Source organism: Streptomyces sp. ASQP_92, assembly GCF_025399895.1.
Lineage (GTDB): Bacteria > Actinomycetota > Actinomycetes > Streptomycetales > Streptomycetaceae > Streptomyces.
On the sequence record NZ_JAODUA010000001.1, the window covers coordinates 47,105 to 63,766 of the forward strand.

Genomic DNA, 16,662 nt, shown 5'->3' on the forward strand with positions numbered 1-16,662 from the left:
CGACCGCGGTCCGCGGAAAAAAGCGGGTTGGGGGCGCGAGGAGCGGCCGCGGTCCGCGGAAGAAGGCGGGTTGAGGGGCGCGGGGAACTGCGCGAACCGCCCCGCACGGTCCGCGGCAGAACCGAGCCCCCCCAATTCGCTCGCGCAAGCGCTCGCTTGGGCGACTCGGCGCTTTGTCGACATCCGAACTCCCCTCAGGCGCGCGCCAGTTCGGCTCTTCTGTCACAGTCGTATTCCCGTACGCCCGGCAAGTACCCCCATACCGGACATTGCGTACGCAACGACCTTGACGCCGTCTTTGAAACTGGCAAAGCTAACGCGCGGCATGCGTATGTACGGGGCGCGTGTGACAGGGGAGGGGTTCCATACGTCTCCCCGTGTTGCCGCCCCGGGCGCTGCTCCATGACGAGATCAGCTACTGGGGGTAGCAGGCTAATGAGCAAGAACACGCGGGTCCGCGTCGCGCGGATAGCCGCCGGTGCGGTGATTGCCGCCGGCGCGTCCCTGACCGCCGCGGGTGCGGCCCAGGCCGTCGGCTCCGACTCCAACGACGTCAAGACCAACACGGTCCTCGACGACCCCTGCGTCCCGGGTGCGCCGCTGTGCGACACCACGGGTGGGCAGACGACCGGCTCCACCACCAGCGGTACGACGGGGTCCACGACCTCGTCCGGTACCACCGGTTCCACCACCTCCGAGGGCACCACCGGCTCGACCACGTCGGCCGGCACGACCGGTTCGACGACCTCGGCCGGTACCACCGGTTCCACCACCTCCGAGGGCACCACCGGTTCGACCACGTCGGCCGGTACCACCGGTTCGACGACGTCCTCCGGTACCACCGGTTCCACGACGTCCTCCGGCACCACGGGCTCCACGACGTCGGCCGGCACCGCCGGTTCGACGACCTCCTCCGGCACGACCGGTTCGACGACGTCTTCCGGCACCACGGGCTCCACGACGTCGGCCGGCACCACCGGTTCGACGACCTCCTCCGGCACGACCGGTTCGACGACGTCTTCCGGCACCACGGGCTCCAGCACGTCCTCCGGCACCACGGGTACCACCGGCAGCACCGGCTCGACCGGTACGACGGGCTCCACCGGCACCACCGGCTCGACCGGGACCACGGGCTCCACCGGCTCCACGGGGACCACGGGTTCGACCGGCACCACGGGCAACACCGGCACCGCCCCCGACGCGGTCGGCTCGCAGCCGGTCGAGCAGGGGAAGCAGAAGGAGGAGCTCGCCGCCACCGGTGCGGGCGGGACCACCTTCCTGCTGATCGGCGCCGCGACCATGATCGCGGGTGGCGTGGGCTTCCGCCTCATGCCGCGTCTGGTCAACGGTCGTAACGTCGCGTAAGCGATAGCGACCCCTACGCGAAGAGGGCCCCGGGTGCGATCACGCACTCGGGGCCCTCTTCGTGTACGGCGTACGGCGTAAGGGTGGGGTTCGGACGGCCTCGTACGGACCGGCGAACCGTGGCTCAGACGCTCTGGTGGGCCAGGAGGGCCAGCGCTCCCACCAGGATGATCAGCAGGGTGACCAGCGCCGCGGGGCTCAGGGCGCCCCACTGGTTCTCCTGCTGGAGACGCTCCCGGTTGGCCCGGCAGACGCGACAGCGGCCCTCGCTCACGGGCGCCGCGCAGTTGGCGCACACCAATCTGTCATAGGTCATGCGCTCTCCTCCTCCCGCGCGGCGGAGCCGGCGCATACAGCGTTCAATCCGCCATCTCTCCGCTCAACGCTCAGGGAAACGCGACCGTTCCCCCTACCACTGTGCCAGCTCCCACGCGTTTCGGCGCGCCCCGCCTGATTCATCCCGTTCCCACCCGCACAACCCAAGGGACATAAGGGGCATCCCCGGACGTGGCCTGCGCGGGCTCGTCCCGTTCGCGTAAGGTCACGCACACCTATACTCCCGGCCGACCCGTGGTGCACCCGTGATCCGATTCGACAATGTCTCCAAGACCTATCCCAAGCAGAACCGACCAGCCCTGCGGGAAGTCTCCCTCGACATCGAGAAGGGGGAGTTCGTCTTCCTCGTCGGCTCGTCCGGATCCGGCAAGTCGACGTTTCTGAGACTGATCCTGCGCGAAGAGCGCGCCAGCCATGGGCAGGTGCACGTACTGGGCAAGGACCTGGCCCGGCTCTCCAACTGGAAGGTGCCGCACATGCGGCGCCAACTGGGCACGGTCTTCCAGGACTTCAGGCTCCTCCCCAACAAGACCGTCGCGGAGAACGTCGCGTTCGCCCAGGAGGTCATCGGCAAACCGCGCGGCGAGATCCGCAAGGCGGTGCCGCAGGTGCTCGACCTCGTCGGGCTCGGCGGCAAGGAAGACCGCAGGCCCGGTGAGCTCTCCGGTGGTGAACAGCAGCGCGTGGCCATCGCCCGCGCCTTCGTCAACCGGCCCATGCTGCTCATCGCGGACGAGCCGACCGGCAACCTCGACCCCCAGACCTCCGTCGGCATCATGAAGCTGCTCGACCGGATCAACCGGACCGGCACCACCGTTGTCATGGCGACCCACGACCAGAACATCGTCGACCAGATGCGCAAGCGCGTCATCGAGCTGGAGTCCGGCCGTCTCGTACGAGACCAGGCGCGCGGCGTCTACGGCTACCAGCACTGAGCGCCGTAGAGCACTCGTCGAGCACTGAAAGGCTGAAATCGTCGCCATGCGCGCCCAGTTCGTTCTCTCGGAGATCGGGGTCGGTCTCCGTCGCAACCTGACCATGACGATCGCCGTCGTCGTCTCCGTCGCCCTCTCGCTGGCCCTGTTCGGCGGTTCGCTGCTGATGCGGGATCAGGTCAACAACATGAAGGGCTACTGGTACGACAAGGTCAACGTCTCCATCTTCCTCTGCAACAAGGCGGACGCCGAGAGCGTCGCCAAGTGCGCCAAGGGCGCGGTGACGGCGCAGCAGAAGAAGGACATCGAGGCCGACCTCAAGAAGCTGGACGTCGTCCAGACGGTGTCGTACGAATCGGCCGACGACGCGTTCAAGCACTACAAGGAGCAGTTCGGCGGCTCCCCGATGGCCGGTTCGATCACCCCGGACCAGATGCAGGAGTCCTTCCGGGTCAAGCTCAAGGACCCGGAGAAGTTCGCCGTGGTGGCCACCGCCTTCGCGGGCCGCGACGGCGTCCAGTCCGTGCAGGACCAGAAGGGCATCCTGGAGAACCTGTTCGGCCTGCTCAACGGCATGAACGTGGCGGCCATGCTGGTCATGTTCGTCATGCTGATCGTCGCGCTGATGCTGATCGTCAACACGGTGCGCGTCTCCGCGTTCAGCAGGCGGCGCGAGACCGGGATCATGCGCCTGGTCGGCGCCTCCAGCTTCTACATCCAGGCGCCGTTCATCATGGAGGCCGCGTTCGCGGGGCTGCTGGGCGGGGTGGCCGCCGCGGGCATGCTCATCGTCGGCCGCTACTTCATGATCGACCACGGGCTCGACCTGGCGCACAAGTTGAACCTCATCAACTTCATCGGCTGGGACGCGGTCCTCGCCAAGCTGCCGCTGGTGCTCGCGGCCAGCGTCCTGATGCCCGCGCTCGCGGCCTTCTTCGCGCTGCGCAAGTACCTCAAGGTCTGACCCCGCGTGTGACATACGCCCCTGGCGCCGTAGGAGCAACAGCCCCTACGGCGCCTCGCCGTTGTCCTAGACTCGGCGCCATGTCGGGTCCGGATCTCTGTCCCAGGCCCCGCGGGGTGCGCCGCGGGGCGGCTCTGACCTTGGTCTTCGCGAGCGTCCTGGTGACCGGGGCCGCCACCAACTGCCTGCCGGGTGCCGAGCGCAGGCCCCCCGCACAGGCAACCGCCCCGGCCGCCGCGGCCGCCGCCCTCGACCCGCGCGAGGGTCACACCACCCGCGGCGGCGACCGCACCGCGGACGAGGTGCGGCGCGCGGCCGCCGAGGCGCAGGCCGACGGGAAGTCCGCCACCCGGGCCGCCGAGGAGGCCGTCGGCCGCAGCGGGGACCGCTGGGGCGCGGTCTACGACAGAGCCGAGTACGAGCAGTACGCGGACGCCCTGGAGGGCCGCTACACCGGCGTCGGTCTGTGGGTGGCCCGCGCGGCCGGCGGCCACATCCAGGTGACCCGGGTGCAGCCCGGCGGGCCCGCCGCCCGGGCCGGAGTGCGACCCGGCGACGTCCTGCGCACCATCGACGGCTGGTCCGCCGACGGCAAGCCGGTCACCGACGTGGTGGCGCGGCTGCGCGGCGACGCGGCCGGCAGCAAGGTCGCCATCGGCCTCGGACGCGGCCCCCTCACCTGGACCCGGACGCTGGACCGGGCGGTCCTCGGCACCGAGGACGTGACCGTCGAGAACCTCTCCGACGAGGTCGTGATGATCAGGGTGACGGCCTTCACCAAGGGGTCGGGCGAGCGGGTGCGGGCCGCGGTGCGCCGGGCCCCGGAGGGCGCCGGGATCCTGCTCGACCTGCGGGGCAACAGCGGCGGCCTGGTCGCCGAGGCCGTCACCGCGGCCTCCGCCTTCCTGCCCGGCGGCCTGGTCGCCACGTACGACGTGCACGGCAAGCAGCGCGCGCTGTACGCGAGCGGCGGCGGGGACGTCGAGCGGCCCCTGGTGGTCGTGATCGACGGCGGCACCATGAGCGCGGCCGAGCTCCTCACCGGCGCGCTCCAGGACCGGGGCCGCGCGGTCACCGTGGGCTCGCGCACCTTCGGCAAGGGCTCGGTCCAGATGCCCACGGGCCTGGTCGGCGGCTCGGTCGCCGAGCTGACCGTGGGCCACTACCGCACTCCCTCGGGCCATGGGCTCGACGGCAGGGGCATCACCCCCGACCTGCCGGTCACCGAGCACCCGCTGGAGCACGCCCGGACCGTCCTGAGCGGTCTGGGCGGCACGTCGTAAACCGCTTGCGCCGAGGTGCGAAAATAGCCGCACTATGGCTAAGAACACGGGCAAGGACAAAGAGAAGGACAGCAAGCGCAAGCTGGTCGCGCAGAACAAGAAGGCACGGCACGACTACCTCGTCATCGACACCTACGAGTGCGGCCTGGTGCTCACCGGCACCGAGGTGAAGTCGCTGCGCCAGGGCCGTGCCTCGCTGGTCGACGGGTTCGTCCAGATCGACGGCGGCGAGGCCTGGCTGCACAACGTGCACGTCCCCGAGTACGCGCAGGGCACCTGGACCAACCACAGCGCCCGGCGGAAGCGGAAGCTGCTGCTGCACCGGATGGAGATCAACAAGCTGGAGTCGAAGTCCAGCGAGTCGGGTCACACGATCGTGCCGCTCGCCCTGTACTTCAAGGACGGCCGGGCCAAGATCGAGATCGCGCTCGCCAAGGGCAAGAAGGAGTACGACAAGCGCCAGACGCTGCGCGAGAAGCAGGACCGCCGCGAGACGGACCGCGCGATCTCGGCGGTCAAGCGCAAGGAGCGGGCGAGCCTGCGCCAGGCCCGACCGGAATAGGCTGGCACCCTCGGGCGTTGGTCACGTACGATGGCACTGCACCTCGGTGAAGGTGTGGCACCACCTTGAAAAAACAACATGGGGATGATCGGTTTCGACAGCGGATGTCGAAGCAGGGGAAGCGTGTCGAGGAAGCGGCAATGATCTCGTAAACCATATGTCGCAAACAATAATCGCCAACACCAAGCGCGATTCCTTCGCCCTCGCTGCCTAAGTAGCGACGCGTGAAGTGTCAGCCCGGGGCTGTTCCCGACCCGGATCCTGGCATCAGCTAGGGGACTAAACTTCTAAGCCCGGTCACGGGGTTTAGAAGGAAATCAAACAGTGGCTGGGCCCGTCGGCGACTTGTTCGCGTGATTGCCGGGGCCGAGAAAAGCGCAGCGAACTGCACACGGAGAAGCCCTGTTTTTGCACCGTTGGACGCGGGTTCGATTCCCGCCATCTCCACGATCGAGGAGACCCGGATGTCCGGAGCTCCTCGCCCCATGTAGGCACAGGCCCGGTCGCTTTCGAGCGGCCGGGCCTTTGTCGTGCCCGGACCGGGTCAGGCGACCGGCTGGCCGGTGAGCATGCCGAGGAGCTGGTCCATCTCGTTGCGCCACATGCGGTGGACGTTCATCCGGGTCGGCTTCGGCCGCCCCGGCAGCTGGCAGCGGAACGAGCTCCACAGAGTGTTGCGGCGGATGTCGCTGACCATCTGCATCGCCTCGTTCGGCGGGATCGCGACGACGATCTCCTGCGGCCGGTTGCTCATCCGGCTGGCCCGGTGGATGAGCACGGCCTGCTGGGTCACGGTGATGAAGTAGTACTTCAGGAAGGCCTGGCCTATGGCGCCGAACATGCTCATCAGCCAGACGCTGGGGCCCGCTATCGCCTGGATCGTGACGATCGGGCGGTCCTGCGGGTTGGCCTGCGCGATCGCCTCGGCGACCTGCTGCTGGATCGTCGACTTCTTCATGGCCATGGGGATGGGCCTTTCCTGACACAGGGTCATACTCAAGCGGAGGGGGACGTCCCGCTTATCGGCGGGGCGGTGCAGCGTACCGCCCGCGACCGGCGGCTCCCACCACCAGGGCGGCGGCCGCCGCGCAGACCGGGACCAAGTAGCCCATCTCCGCGCCCGCTTGCTCGATGACCTGGCCGCCGAGCGCCGAGCCGACCGCGATGCCGCCGAGGATCGCGGTGACGGCCAGGGTCATGCCCTCGTTCAACTGCCCCTGCGGGGTGCGGCGCTGAACCAGGGTCATACCGGTGACCATGGTGGGGGCGGTCGCCGCCCCCGCGAGGAGCAGCGCGCCCGCGAGCGCGAACAGGGAGCCGGTGGCCAGGGCCGCGAGCAGTGGCAGCCCCATCAGCGCGGCCATGGCCGCGAGGCAGCCGACGAGCCGCCGGCCCGTGTCGCGGGCCGGGCGCGCCGACCCGTACAGGAGCCCCGCGACGCAGGACCCGGCGGCCTGGAGGGCCAGCACCGCGCCCGCGGCGCCACGGTGGCCGAGCGCGTCGGCGTAGGCGATGGTCACCACCTCCAGCGCGCCGAACACCGCACCGGTGGTGAGGAAGACCGCGAGCAGCGGGACGAACCCCCGTGTCCGGACAGGGGACTTGGCGGATGCCGTACGAGGTGTGGGGGGCGGCTCGGTGGCGCGCTGGGCGGCGAAGACCAGGACGCCCGTCATCAGCAGCACCGCGCCGACGAGGGTGCCGGCCTCGGGGAACAGGGCCGAGCAGAGGAACGCGGCGGCGACCGGGCCGAGCATGAAGCACAGCTCGTCGGCGGCCTGCTCGAAGGAGTTGGCGGTGTGCAGCGCCGCCGCGTCGCGCGGTGAGGGGCCCCCGTGCAGATGGGCCCAGCGGGCGCGGGACATGCCGCCGGTGTTGGGGGTGGTGGCGGTCGCGGCGTAGGCGGCGAACAGGGTCCAGTCGGGGGCGTCGAGGTGGACGCACAGGAGCAGGGCGAGCGACCCGCAGACCGCGATCGCCGTGGCCGGTACGGCGATTCGGGCCTGGCCGTACCGGTCGACGAGCCGGGCGGTCCACGGCGCCACCAGCGCGGTCGCGGCCAGGCCCGTGGCGGTGACGGCCCCGGCCAGCGCGTAGGAGCCGCGCGCCCCCGCGATCATGATCACGGCGCTCACGCCGAACATGCCCATGGGGAGGCGGGCGATGAGGTTGCCCAGGGTGAAGGCGCGGGCGCCGGGGGTGGCGAAGAGGCGTATGTAGGGGGTCGAGCGGCGGGAGAGCGGGGTCGATTGCGGCATGCCCCGATCCTCGCGGGGCCCTGCGTGAAGGGTCCAACACCTGATCAGCGCCCATTCACGCACTCTTGTTGTCAACGCCCGTGATGTTGTTGACTGCCGCCCGTGCCCCACGACACCGACCCGCGCCTGCTGCGTTCCTTCGCCGCCGTCGCCGAGGAACTCCACTTCACCCGCGCCGCGGCTCGCCTCTTCGTCGCGCAGCAGGCCCTGAGCCGCGACATCCGGCGCCTGGAGCGGGAGTTGGGGGCCGATCTCTTCGTGCGCACCACCCGGGCCGTGACGCTCACCGCGGACGGGGCGCGGCTGCTGCCGTACGCCCGGCGGGTGCTCGCCGCGCACGACGAACTCCGCGACGCCTGGACGGGCCAGGGCGCCGAGCGGCCGCTGCTCGTCGACATCTCGGCGCCGGTCGGCACCGGGGCGCGGGTACTTGCCGAGGCCCGCGCCCAGGCGCCGGGCGTCGAGTTCGTGGCCCGGTTCATCAGTGGCCTGACGGGGGCCGCCGCCGAGATCCTGGCGGGACGGCTCGACGTCTCCTTCGGCCGGGTGGCCGGGCTCGACCCGGCGGTCCTGGCGGGGCTCGGCCACCAGCCGGTGCGCTACGAGCGGATGGCGGTGCTGCTCGACGCCGGGCACCGGCTCGCGGGGCTGGCCGAGGTGCCGCTGGACGCGCTGTCCGGCGAGACGCTGTACGTGGCGGCGGGCAATCCGGCGACCGCCGAGTGGACCGACCTCGCCGAGCGGCTCTTCGCGGGGCGCGGCATCCGGGCGGCCGCGCCGTTCCCGGAGATCGCGGGCGAGGAGGAGTTCGTCCGGGTGGTGCGCAAGCAGGGCTGGTCGGTGCTGGCCAGCACCGAGTTCATGGACGTGCCCGGCATGGTGGTGCGCCCGCTGACCGGGCCCGTGCCGCTCGCGCCGGTGTCCCTGGTGTGGCGCGACGGGCTCACGCACCCCGGGCTCGATGTCCTGCGGCGTATTGCGGAGGAGGAGGCGGCGGCGCACGGGTGGCTGGAAAGGCCCGCCGGAAGCTGGCTTCCCGAGCCCGACTTGTCCCTGATGGCCGTCAATGCCCCGCGTGTGGGCCGGGTAAGGCGAAGGTCACGTGATACGTGAACACATGTCCACAGCCTCGTGCGCTACATTCATCGCCCGGGTGCGGCGGGATAGGGGGGCGCTCCGAACGGGTGGGTTTTCCCCGTTCCGGAGGTGGCGCCCGGGAGTCGTGCGCGCAACCCGCGAAACACATTCAGGGAGTGCGTACGAACATGGACAGTCGGATAACCAGCGGACCGGGCGGACAGTCTCGTTCCGGTCAGTCGGGGGAGCGCCGGACCTCACCCGACGTGACGATGCAACTGAGCTTCCGCGCGGCGGAGTTGAACGTGCCCCGGCCCCGGCCGGAACCCGCACCCGCACCATCGCCCGCAGCCGCGCCCGCATCCACAGCCCCCGCATCCACAGCAGTGCCCGCGCCCGCATCCGCGGCCTCTCGGGCATCCGCGCCCGCACCCGCACCCTCGCGCGCGCCCGAAGACACAACTGTCCCCGCGCCCGCATCCAAGCCCGCACCTGCATCCAAGCCCGCACCCGCGCCCGCGCCCGAAGACGCAACTGTCGCCGCGCCCGCATCCAAGCCCGCACCTGCATCCAAACCCGCACCCGCACCCGAGCCCGTGCCGTGGTCCGCGACGCAGGAGATCCCGGTCTTCAACCCGCTGCCGGCCATACCGACCCAGCAGGGCCACGACAAGCCCGTGTTCGTCGACATCAGCGGACGGCGCGGCAAGAAGCTGCGCCGGCTCGGCTGGCTCTGCGGCCTCGCCGCCACCGGCTTCGCCGTGGCGCTCGTCGGCTCCCTGCTCGGCGGCAACTCGCGCGCCCCCGGCCTGACCCTGCCCGACGGGACCAAGGACGACGCGGTGACGGCGCCGCCGCAGGCGACCGCCTCGCAGGTCCCGCAGCCCAGGGAGTCCCCGAAGAAGCTCGTGGCCCCTTCCCACGGAGCCTCCAAGGCGCCGGCGGCCAGGACGGTCAAGCCCTCCAAGGCCGCGCACAGCACCACCCCCGTCACCGGGCACAGCCCCGTGAACACCAAGGTCTCCCCGCGCCCCGGCGCCTCGAAGAAGCCGGTCACGCGCGCGGTCACCCCCACCGCCGGCAGGACCGGCGCCTAGCGCGACCGCCCGCCGCACCCGGCCCGCCCGCAGGGGCCCGGACAGTCCCCCCAGCACCTCCGAACCCCTGATCCCGTGATCCCGGCCCGCCCGCGGCGGTCCGGTCAGCGGCCCTGAGCACCAACCCCGTACGGCCACCCCGGCGTACCGGCCCGAAGGCGTAACGACACCTGTCATGACAACCACCCAGGCCAAGCCGCGGCCGACGCGGCGCAAGCGGCTGCCCATGCGCTACCTGCTGCCGCTGCTGCTCCTCGTCGCGCTCGTCGCGATGCTGATGCTGCGCGGCTATGTGCACAGCGAGATCTCCGCGGACCACCGGGTCCGCGACCCCGCGCCCACCGACCGGGTGCCCGACTCGATCATCGACGGCGGCCCGGTCATCGACGCGCGCACCCCCGGCAAGCCGGTGAGCCTCCAGATACCGGACCACAAGATCGTCCTCACCTTCGACGACGGCCCGGACCCCACCTGGACGCCGAAGGTCCTGGACGAGCTGAAGAAGCACCACGCGCACGCCGTCTTCTTCGTCACCGGAACCAACGCCTCGCGCTACCCGGACCTCATCAAGCGCATGGTCGCCGAGGGCCACGAGGTGGGCCTGCACACCTTCAACCACCCCGATCTCTCCTACCAGTCGAAGTCGCGGATCGACCGGGAGCTCTCCGAGAACCAGCTGGCGCTCGCCGGCGCCGCGGGCGTGCACAGCTCGCTGTTCCGGCCGCCCTACTCCTCGTTCGCCGACGCCATCGACAACGACACCTGGCCGGTCGTCCAGTACGTCGGCAGCAAGGGCTATGTCGTGGCGCTCGACTCCACGGACAGCGAGGACTGGCAGCGGCCCGGGGTGAAGAAGATCATCCACAACGCCACCCCGGAGGACGACAAGGGCGCCATCGTCCTCATGCACGACTTCGGCGGCGACCGCTCGCAGACCGTGGCCGCGCTCGACACCTTCCTGCCGGACATGCAGGAGTCGGGTTACACCTTCGTCAACCTCACCACCGCGCTCGGCGCGCCCAGCGCCCTGACCCCGGTCAGCGGGATGGACCTGTGGAAGGGGCAGGCGTTCGTCGGCGCCGTCCAGGTCGCCGAGCACACCACCGACTTCCTGGTCGTCGGCCTCGCCGTCATCGGTGTGCTGGTGTTCACCCGCTTCGGCCTGATGCTGGTCCTCTCCTTCGCGCACGCCCGCAAGGTGCGCCGCAAGGACTTCCGCTGGGGCCCGCCGGTGACCGAACCGGTCTCGGTGCTCGTGCCCGCGTACAACGAACGCGAATGCATCGCCAACACCGTTCGTTCGCTCATGGCGAGCGATCATCCGATCGAAGTGATCGTCATCGACGACGGTTCGAGCGACGGCACCGCCGACATCGTCGAGGCGCTGGGCCTGCCCAACGTCCGTGTGGTGCGCCAGGAGAACGCAGGCAAGCCCGCCGCCCTCAACAACGGGATCGCGCACGCCCGTTACGAGCTCGTCGTGATGATGGACGGCGACACCGTCTTCGAGCCCGGTACCGTCCGCGAACTCGTGCAGCCCTTCGGCAGCTCCCGCGTCGGCGCCGTCGCCGGCAACGCCAAGGTCGGCAACCGCAACTCGCTCATCGGCGCCTGGCAGCACATCGAGTACGTGATGGGCTTCAACCTCGACCGCCGCATGTACGACCTGATGGGCATCATGCCCACCATCCCCGGCGCGGTCGGCGCCTTCCGCCGCCAGGCCCTGGAGCGGGTCGGCGGCATGAGCGAGGACACCCTCGCCGAGGACACCGACATCACCATGGCCATCCACCGCGACGGCTGGCGCGTGGTTTACGCCGAGAACGCCCGCGCCTGGACCGAGGCCCCCGAGTCCGTCCAGCAGCTCTGGTCGCAGCGCTACCGCTGGTCGTACGGCACCATGCAGGCGATCTGGAAGCACCGCGGCGCCCTCAAGGACCGCGGCCCCTCGGGCCGCTTCGGCCGCGTCGGCCTGCCGCTGGTCGCCCTGTTCATGGTGGTGGCCCCGCTGCTCGCCCCGCTCATCGACATCTTCCTGCTGTACGGGATCATCTTCGGCAAGTCCGAACAGACGGTCCTGGCCTGGCTCATGGTGCTGCTGATCCAGGCGGTGTGCGCGGCCTACGCGTTCCGGCTCGACAAGGAGCGGCTCACCCATCTGCTGTCCCTGCCGCTCCAACAGGTCCTGTACCGGCAGTTGATGTACGTCGTGCTGCTCCAGTCCTGGATCACCGCGGTGACCGGCGGCCGGCTGCGCTGGCAGAAGCTGCGCCGCACCGGCGTCGTCGAGGCGCCCGGCAACCCCGCCGAACGGAAGGCCGCCGGATGACCTCGTACGTGGACGTGCCGGAGGCGGCGGCCACCCCCGCCGTCCCGGCACCCCGGCCGCCCGCGCGCGACCGGTACTTCGACTTCCTGCGCGGTCTCGCCCTGTTCCGGGTGGTGCTCTACCACCTGATGGGCTGGGCCTGGCTGCCGCTCGCCTTCCCCTCCATGGGCGTGATGTTCGCGCTCGCCGGAAACCTGATGGCCCGCTCCCTGAAGCGGCCCGCCGTCCAGGTCGTACGGGGCCGGCTGCGGCGGCTGCTGCCCCCGATGTGGCTGCTCGGCGCGGTCGGCGTCACCGGCATGCTCGCCCAGGGCTGGGGTCCCGACGCCGACGGGCACCCCGCCTGGTGGTGGGGGCACCTGGTGTTCTGGGTGGTCCCGCTCAGCGACCCGCCGTACGCGGCCGACCTGCCGGGCATCCACCACGTACTCGGCGACAACTGGGGCGCCAACCTCGCCGAACCGCTCTGGTACCTGCGCGCCTACCTGTGGTTCGTGCTGCTCTCACCGCTCGTGCGCCCGCTCCTCAAGCGCCTGGCGTGGCCCACGATCCTCGCCCCGGTCGCGCTCAGCGCGCTCCTGGAATTCGCCGACCTCGGGCTGCCCGAGCGGATCGACTCCGCGCTCACCGACTTCGCCACCTTCGGCGCCTGCTGGATCCTCGGCATGGCCCACCAGGCGGGCGTCCTGCGGAAAACGCCCGGCTATCTGGTGCCCTCGCTGGCGCCCCTGGTGATGGCGCTCGGCTACTGGTGGGCGGTGCGCGGCGGGTTCTCCCTCACCGGCTCCACCGAACTCGACGCGATCCCGCTCGCGCAGACCCTGTGGTCGCTCGGCGCGGTGCTCCTGCTGCTGCACATCAGCCCCTCGTGGGAGACCTGGCCGGCCCCGCTGCGGCGCTGGGACCGGCTGATCACCCTGCTCAACTCCCGTGCCGTGACGATCTACCTCTGGCACAACCTGTGCATCCTGGTCGCGGCCACCGTCTGGGACGACCTGTGGAGTGTCGACGCCCTCGCGGGCGCCGCCAAGTTCCTCGACAGCTCCTGGCCGGTCCTGGTCGTGACCTGGCTCCTCATCGGCCTGTGCGTCCTGTGCTTCGGCTGGGTCGAGGACGTGGCGGCCAAGCGCCGCCCCCGGCTCCGGCCCGCCTGAGCCGCCCGGTCGGCGGCGGTCTCACCGCCGCCGACCGCACCCCGTGAAGACACGGTTGCACCCCGGTCACCCGGCGGCACGCGGCCGAAACCCGCCCTCCCTACGGTCACTGCCAGATGAAGCGAACCGACCGTGGAGGCAAGATGGCTGGCCGTTGGATCGATCGGTGGGAGCCGGAGGACGACACCTTCTGGCGGGAGACGGGACGGCGCGTCGCCCGGCGGAACCTGTTCCTCTCCGTGTTCTGCGAACACGTGGGGTTCTCCATCTGGAGCCTGTGGTCGGTGATGGTCCTCTTCATGGGCCCCGCCTACGGAGTGGACCCCGCGGGCAAGTTCTTCCTGATCTCGGTGGCGACCCTCGTGGGCGCCCTCGTCCGCATCCCCTACACCTTCGCCGTCGCCCGCTTCGGCGGCCGCAACTGGAGCGTCTTCAGCGCCCTGCTGCTCCTGGTCCCGGCCGGCGCCGCCTGGTTCGCGATGGAACCGGGCACCTCGTACGGCACCTTCCTGCTCGTCGCGGCCCTCGCCGGGGTGGGCGGCGGCAACTTCGCGTCCTCGATGACCAACATCAACGCCTTCTTCCCGCTCCGCGAGAAAGGCTGGGCGCTCGGCCTGAACGCGGGCGGCGGCAACATCGGCGTCCCGGTGGTCCAGCTCGTCGGGCTGCTCGTCATCGCGACCGCCGGGGCCACCCACCCGCGCGTCGTGCTCGCCGTCTACCTGCCGCTCATCGCCCTCGCCGGGCTCGCGGCCGCGCTCGGGATGGACAATCTGGCGCCCGTGCGCAACGACACCGGCGCGGTCGGGGAGGCGCTGCGCGAGGGGCACACCTGGATCATGGCGTTCCTGTACATCGGCACGTTCGGCTCGTTCATCGGCTACAGCTTCGCCTTCGGCCTGGTCCTCCAGACCCAGTTCGGGCGGACCCCGCTGCAAGCCGCCTCGCTCACCTTCATCGGGCCGCTGCTCGGCTCCCTGATCCGGCCCGTCGGGGGCCGCCTCGCCGACCGCCACGGCGGCGCCCGCATCACGCTCGCGAACTTCGCCGCGATGGCGGCGGCCACCTGCGTCGTCCTGTACGCCTCCGCGCAGAAGTCGCTGCCCGTCTTCCTCGCCGGGTTCATCGCCCTGTTCGCGCTCGGCGGGCTCGGCAACGGCTCCACGTTCAAGATGATCCCCGGCATCTTCCAGGCCAAGGGGCTCGCACGCGGCCTGGACCCGCAGGCCGCCGCGGCCTACGGACGGCGCCTGTCGGGGGCGGCCATGGGCCTGGTAGGGGCGATCGGCGCGCTCGGCGGCCTCGCGATCAACCTCGTCTTCCGCCAGTCCTTCCAGACCACCGGCACCGGCACCGCCGCCTACGCCGCCTTCCTCGCCTGTTACGCGGCGTGTTTCACGGTCACCTGGGCGGTATACATCCGCCGGCCCGTCGAAGCGGCCGTACCCGCCACGGCCCCGCCCGCGCCCGTCAAGGTGTGATCCCGGCCGCACAAGGGGGACGTAACACCCGGGAAACCACCGTGAACCCCGGGCGTCACGCCCCCTTGGCAGTCTCGGACGTCACCGCACCACCGGGAGAGTCATGTCCGCAGAACCAGAAGTGGCCGCACCGCACGGGCCGCACGGGCCGGGCGGGCCCCTCGACGGGTTCACCGTCGGCGTCACCGCCGCCCGCCGCGCCGACGAGCTCGCGACGCTGCTCACCCGGCGCGGGGCGGCCGTCCTGCACGCGCCCGCGCTGCGGATCGTGCCGCTCGCCGACGACAGCGAACTCCTCGCCGCCACCCAGGAGTTGATCGCCAAGGCGCCCGACACGGTGGTCGCCACCACCGCCATCGGGTTCCGCGGCTGGGTGGAGGCCGCCGACGGCTGGGGGATAGGGGACGCCCTCCTCAAGACCCTCAGGGGCGTCGAGCTCCTGGCGCGCGGGCCCAAGGTCAAGGGCGCGGTGCGAGCCGCCGGCCTCACCGAACAGTGGTCGCCGTCGTCGGAGTCGATGGCCGAGGTGCTCGACCGGCTGCTCGCCGAGGGCGTGGCGGGCCGGCGCATCGCGATCCAGCTGCACGGCGAACCCCTGCCGGGCTTCGTGGAGGCGCTGCGGGCCGGCGGCGCCGAGATCGTCGGGGTCCCCGTCTACCGCTGGCTGCCGCCGCTGGACCCGGCGCCGCTCGACCGGCTCCTGGACGCCACCGTCTCCCGCGGCCTGGACGCGCTCACCTTCACCAGCGCCCCGGCCGCGGCCTCGCTCCTGAACCGGGCCGAGGAACGCGGCATGCTCGCCGAGCTGCTGCTCGCCCTGCGCGACGACGTGCTGACCGCCTGCGTCGGCCCGGTCACCGCGCTGCCGCTCCAGGCCCACGGGGTGCGCACCCTCGCCCCCGAACGCTTCCGGCTGGGGCCGCTCGTGCAGCTCCTGTGCGCCGAACTCCCTTCCGGGGCAAGGGTGTTGCCCCTGGCCGGGCGCCGCGTCGAGATCCGGGGCCACGCCGTGCTCGTGGACGGCGCGCTGCGCCCGGTGCCCCCGGCCGGGATGGCTCTGCTGCGCGCGCTGGCCCGCCGTCCCGGCTGGGTGGTCTCCCGCGCCGAGCTGCTGCGCGCCCTGCCGGGCTCGGGCACCGACGAGCACGCCGTGGAGACCGCGATGGCCCGGCTGCGCACCGCGCTCGGCGCGCCCCGCGTCATCCAGACCGTGGTCAAGCGCGGCTACCGACTGTCACTCGACCCGGCCGCCGACGCGAAATACGCGGACGACGCGGGCTGAGCCGCACCAGGCAGGCCCGCGCCACGAAACCCAGGGAGAGGGTGCAGAGCCCGGCCCGCACCGCGTTCCACGCCACCCAGGGGCCCTCGAAGTGCGCGCGGGCGGCCGCCGGGTCGGCGGTGCGGGCCAGCGCGTCGTTCAGGGGCACGTTCACCCCGCTGGTGAGCGCGAAGGCCAGGGCGTACGCGCCGAGCGCGGCGTACACCCAGCCCCGTACCACCGGCTCGTGGCGCTGCTGCCAGGCCGCGACCGCGAGCAGCGCCGGCGCCCCGAGGAAGCTCGCGAAGAAGACCGGGTTCTGGATCACGTCGTTGATGTTCCGCATGACCGCGACATAGGTCCGGTCGTCGCCGCGGGCCAGCGCGGGCATCACCGCGCAGGAGAAGACGAAGAACGAACCCGCCGCGAGACCCGTGGCCACCGTGGCCGCCCCCAGCACCCAACTGCCGCCGCCGGCCCGCCTGTTGTCGTGTGTGTTCATGCCCCCGAGTCAATCGCCGCCGGGCCCCGGGCGACATGGCCGCGACGCGCACCCCCAT

The 16,662-nt window shown here is 71.4% G+C and carries 15 protein-coding genes and 1 other RNA gene; 12 read left to right on the top strand and 4 right to left on the bottom strand.

Annotation, left to right across the window (positions count from 1 at the left end; all coding sequences use genetic code 11):
• Nucleotides 1–435: 435 nt before the first annotated feature.
• Complete coding sequence (locus tag N4G70_RS00175) at nt 436–1,365, top strand: hypothetical protein (RefSeq protein WP_261710278.1); 930 nt, start codon at nt 436–438, stop codon at nt 1,363–1,365.
• A 124-nt stretch (nt 1,366–1,489) separates the two neighbouring features.
• Here the strand turns inward: N4G70_RS00175 and N4G70_RS00180 are convergent, their stop codons facing one another.
• Entirely contained in the window at nt 1,490–1,681 is a 192-nt protein-coding gene (locus N4G70_RS00180; RefSeq protein WP_261710279.1) for a hypothetical protein, read from the bottom strand.
• A 265-nt stretch (nt 1,682–1,946) separates the two neighbouring features.
• On the opposite strand from N4G70_RS00180, the gene ftsE reads away from it, so the two are divergent.
• From ftsE to ssrA, 5 genes are all read left to right on the top strand, one after another.
• Nucleotides 1,947–2,636 (top strand): cell division ATP-binding protein FtsE, encoded by a 690-nt coding sequence (gene ftsE, locus N4G70_RS00185; protein ID WP_114036589.1) that lies wholly within the window; start codon nt 1,947–1,949, stop codon nt 2,634–2,636.
• A 46-nt stretch (nt 2,637–2,682) separates the two neighbouring features.
• Complete coding sequence (gene ftsX / locus N4G70_RS00190; protein ID WP_261710280.1) at nt 2,683–3,600, top strand: permease-like cell division protein FtsX; 918 nt, start codon at nt 2,683–2,685, stop codon at nt 3,598–3,600.
• An 80-nt stretch (nt 3,601–3,680) separates the two neighbouring features.
• On the top strand, nt 3,681–4,883 hold the full coding sequence (locus N4G70_RS00195) for a S41 family peptidase (protein ID WP_261710281.1): 1,203 nt from the start codon (nt 3,681–3,683) through the stop codon (nt 4,881–4,883).
• A 34-nt stretch (nt 4,884–4,917) separates the two neighbouring features.
• Nucleotides 4,918–5,445: an SsrA-binding protein SmpB gene (gene smpB / locus N4G70_RS00200; protein WP_261710282.1), complete on the top strand. Its 528-nt coding sequence runs from the start codon at nt 4,918–4,920 to the stop codon at nt 5,443–5,445.
• 80 nt (nt 5,446–5,525) lie between these two features.
• Nucleotides 5,526–5,895, top strand: a transfer-messenger RNA (tmRNA) gene (ssrA, locus tag N4G70_RS00205).
• Between the two features lie 94 nt (nt 5,896–5,989).
• Here the strand turns inward: ssrA and N4G70_RS00210 are convergent.
• Entirely contained in the window at nt 5,990–6,409 is a 420-nt protein-coding gene (locus N4G70_RS00210) for a hypothetical protein (protein WP_261710283.1), read from the bottom strand.
• Between the two features lie 55 nt (nt 6,410–6,464).
• Nucleotides 6,465–7,703, bottom strand: a complete 1,239-nt coding sequence (locus N4G70_RS00215) for an MFS transporter (RefSeq protein ID WP_261710284.1) — start codon at nt 7,701–7,703, stop codon at nt 6,465–6,467.
• Nucleotides 7,704–7,805: 102 nt separating this feature from the next.
• On the opposite strand from N4G70_RS00215, the gene N4G70_RS00220 reads away from it, so the two are divergent.
• The 6 genes from N4G70_RS00220 (at nt 7,806) to N4G70_RS00245 (ending at nt 16,123) form a co-directional block, all read left to right on the top strand.
• Nucleotides 7,806–8,816, top strand: coding sequence for a LysR family transcriptional regulator (locus N4G70_RS00220; RefSeq protein WP_261710285.1), 1,011 nt, complete (start codon nt 7,806–7,808; stop codon nt 8,814–8,816).
• A gap of 560 nt (nt 8,817–9,376) precedes the next feature.
• Nucleotides 9,377–9,877: a hypothetical protein gene (locus tag N4G70_RS00225; RefSeq protein WP_261710286.1), complete on the top strand. Its 501-nt coding sequence runs from the start codon at nt 9,377–9,379 to the stop codon at nt 9,875–9,877.
• A gap of 226 nt (nt 9,878–10,103) precedes the next feature.
• Complete coding sequence (locus N4G70_RS00230) at nt 10,104–12,206, top strand: bifunctional polysaccharide deacetylase/glycosyltransferase family 2 protein (RefSeq protein WP_261711316.1); 2,103 nt, start codon at nt 10,104–10,106, stop codon at nt 12,204–12,206.
• On the top strand, nt 12,203–13,360 hold the full coding sequence (locus N4G70_RS00235; protein ID WP_261710287.1) for an acyltransferase: 1,158 nt from the start codon (nt 12,203–12,205) through the stop codon (nt 13,358–13,360). The genes N4G70_RS00230 and N4G70_RS00235 overlap by 4 nt, the downstream gene beginning before the upstream one ends.
• Before the next feature lie 143 nt (nt 13,361–13,503).
• Nucleotides 13,504–14,841: a NarK/NasA family nitrate transporter gene (locus N4G70_RS00240; protein WP_261710288.1), complete on the top strand. Its 1,338-nt coding sequence runs from the start codon at nt 13,504–13,506 to the stop codon at nt 14,839–14,841.
• Nucleotides 14,842–14,944: 103 nt separating this feature from the next.
• Nucleotides 14,945–16,123, top strand: a complete 1,179-nt coding sequence (locus tag N4G70_RS00245; protein WP_261710289.1) for a uroporphyrinogen-III synthase — start codon at nt 14,945–14,947, stop codon at nt 16,121–16,123.
• On the opposite strand, the gene N4G70_RS00250 is transcribed toward N4G70_RS00245, so the two are convergent.
• Nucleotides 16,056–16,604: a DUF1772 domain-containing protein gene (locus N4G70_RS00250; RefSeq protein WP_261710290.1), complete on the bottom strand. Its 549-nt coding sequence runs from the start codon at nt 16,602–16,604 to the stop codon at nt 16,056–16,058. The genes N4G70_RS00245 and N4G70_RS00250 overlap by 68 nt on opposite strands.
• Nucleotides 16,605–16,662: the final 58 nt, after the last annotated feature.

What these genes read in the sequence shown, in the direction of transcription:
- N4G70_RS00175 (WP_261710278.1), top strand. Translation starts at nt 436, where the DNA reads ATGAGCAAGAACACGCGGGTCCGCGTCGCGCGGATAGCCGCCGGTGCG.
- N4G70_RS00180 (WP_261710279.1), bottom strand. Translation starts at nt 1,681, where the DNA reads ATGACCTATGACAGATTGGTGTGCGCCAACTGCGCGGCGCCCGTGAGC.
- ftsX (WP_261710280.1), top strand. Translation starts at nt 2,683, where the DNA reads ATGCGCGCCCAGTTCGTTCTCTCGGAGATCGGGGTCGGTCTCCGTCGC.
- N4G70_RS00195 (WP_261710281.1), top strand. Translation starts at nt 3,681, where the DNA reads ATGTCGGGTCCGGATCTCTGTCCCAGGCCCCGCGGGGTGCGCCGCGGG.
- smpB (WP_261710282.1), top strand. Translation starts at nt 4,918, where the DNA reads ATGGCTAAGAACACGGGCAAGGACAAAGAGAAGGACAGCAAGCGCAAG.
- N4G70_RS00210 (WP_261710283.1), bottom strand. Translation starts at nt 6,409, where the DNA reads ATGGCCATGAAGAAGTCGACGATCCAGCAGCAGGTCGCCGAGGCGATC.
- N4G70_RS00215 (WP_261710284.1), bottom strand. Translation starts at nt 7,703, where the DNA reads ATGCCGCAATCGACCCCGCTCTCCCGCCGCTCGACCCCCTACATACGC.
- N4G70_RS00230 (WP_261711316.1), top strand. Translation starts at nt 10,104, where the DNA reads ATGCGCTACCTGCTGCCGCTGCTGCTCCTCGTCGCGCTCGTCGCGATG.
- N4G70_RS00235 (WP_261710287.1), top strand. Translation starts at nt 12,203, where the DNA reads ATGACCTCGTACGTGGACGTGCCGGAGGCGGCGGCCACCCCCGCCGTC.
- N4G70_RS00240 (WP_261710288.1), top strand. Translation starts at nt 13,504, where the DNA reads ATGGCTGGCCGTTGGATCGATCGGTGGGAGCCGGAGGACGACACCTTC.
- N4G70_RS00245 (WP_261710289.1), top strand. Translation starts at nt 14,945, where the DNA reads ATGTCCGCAGAACCAGAAGTGGCCGCACCGCACGGGCCGCACGGGCCG.
- N4G70_RS00250 (WP_261710290.1), bottom strand. Translation starts at nt 16,604, where the DNA reads ATGAACACACACGACAACAGGCGGGCCGGCGGCGGCAGTTGGGTGCTG.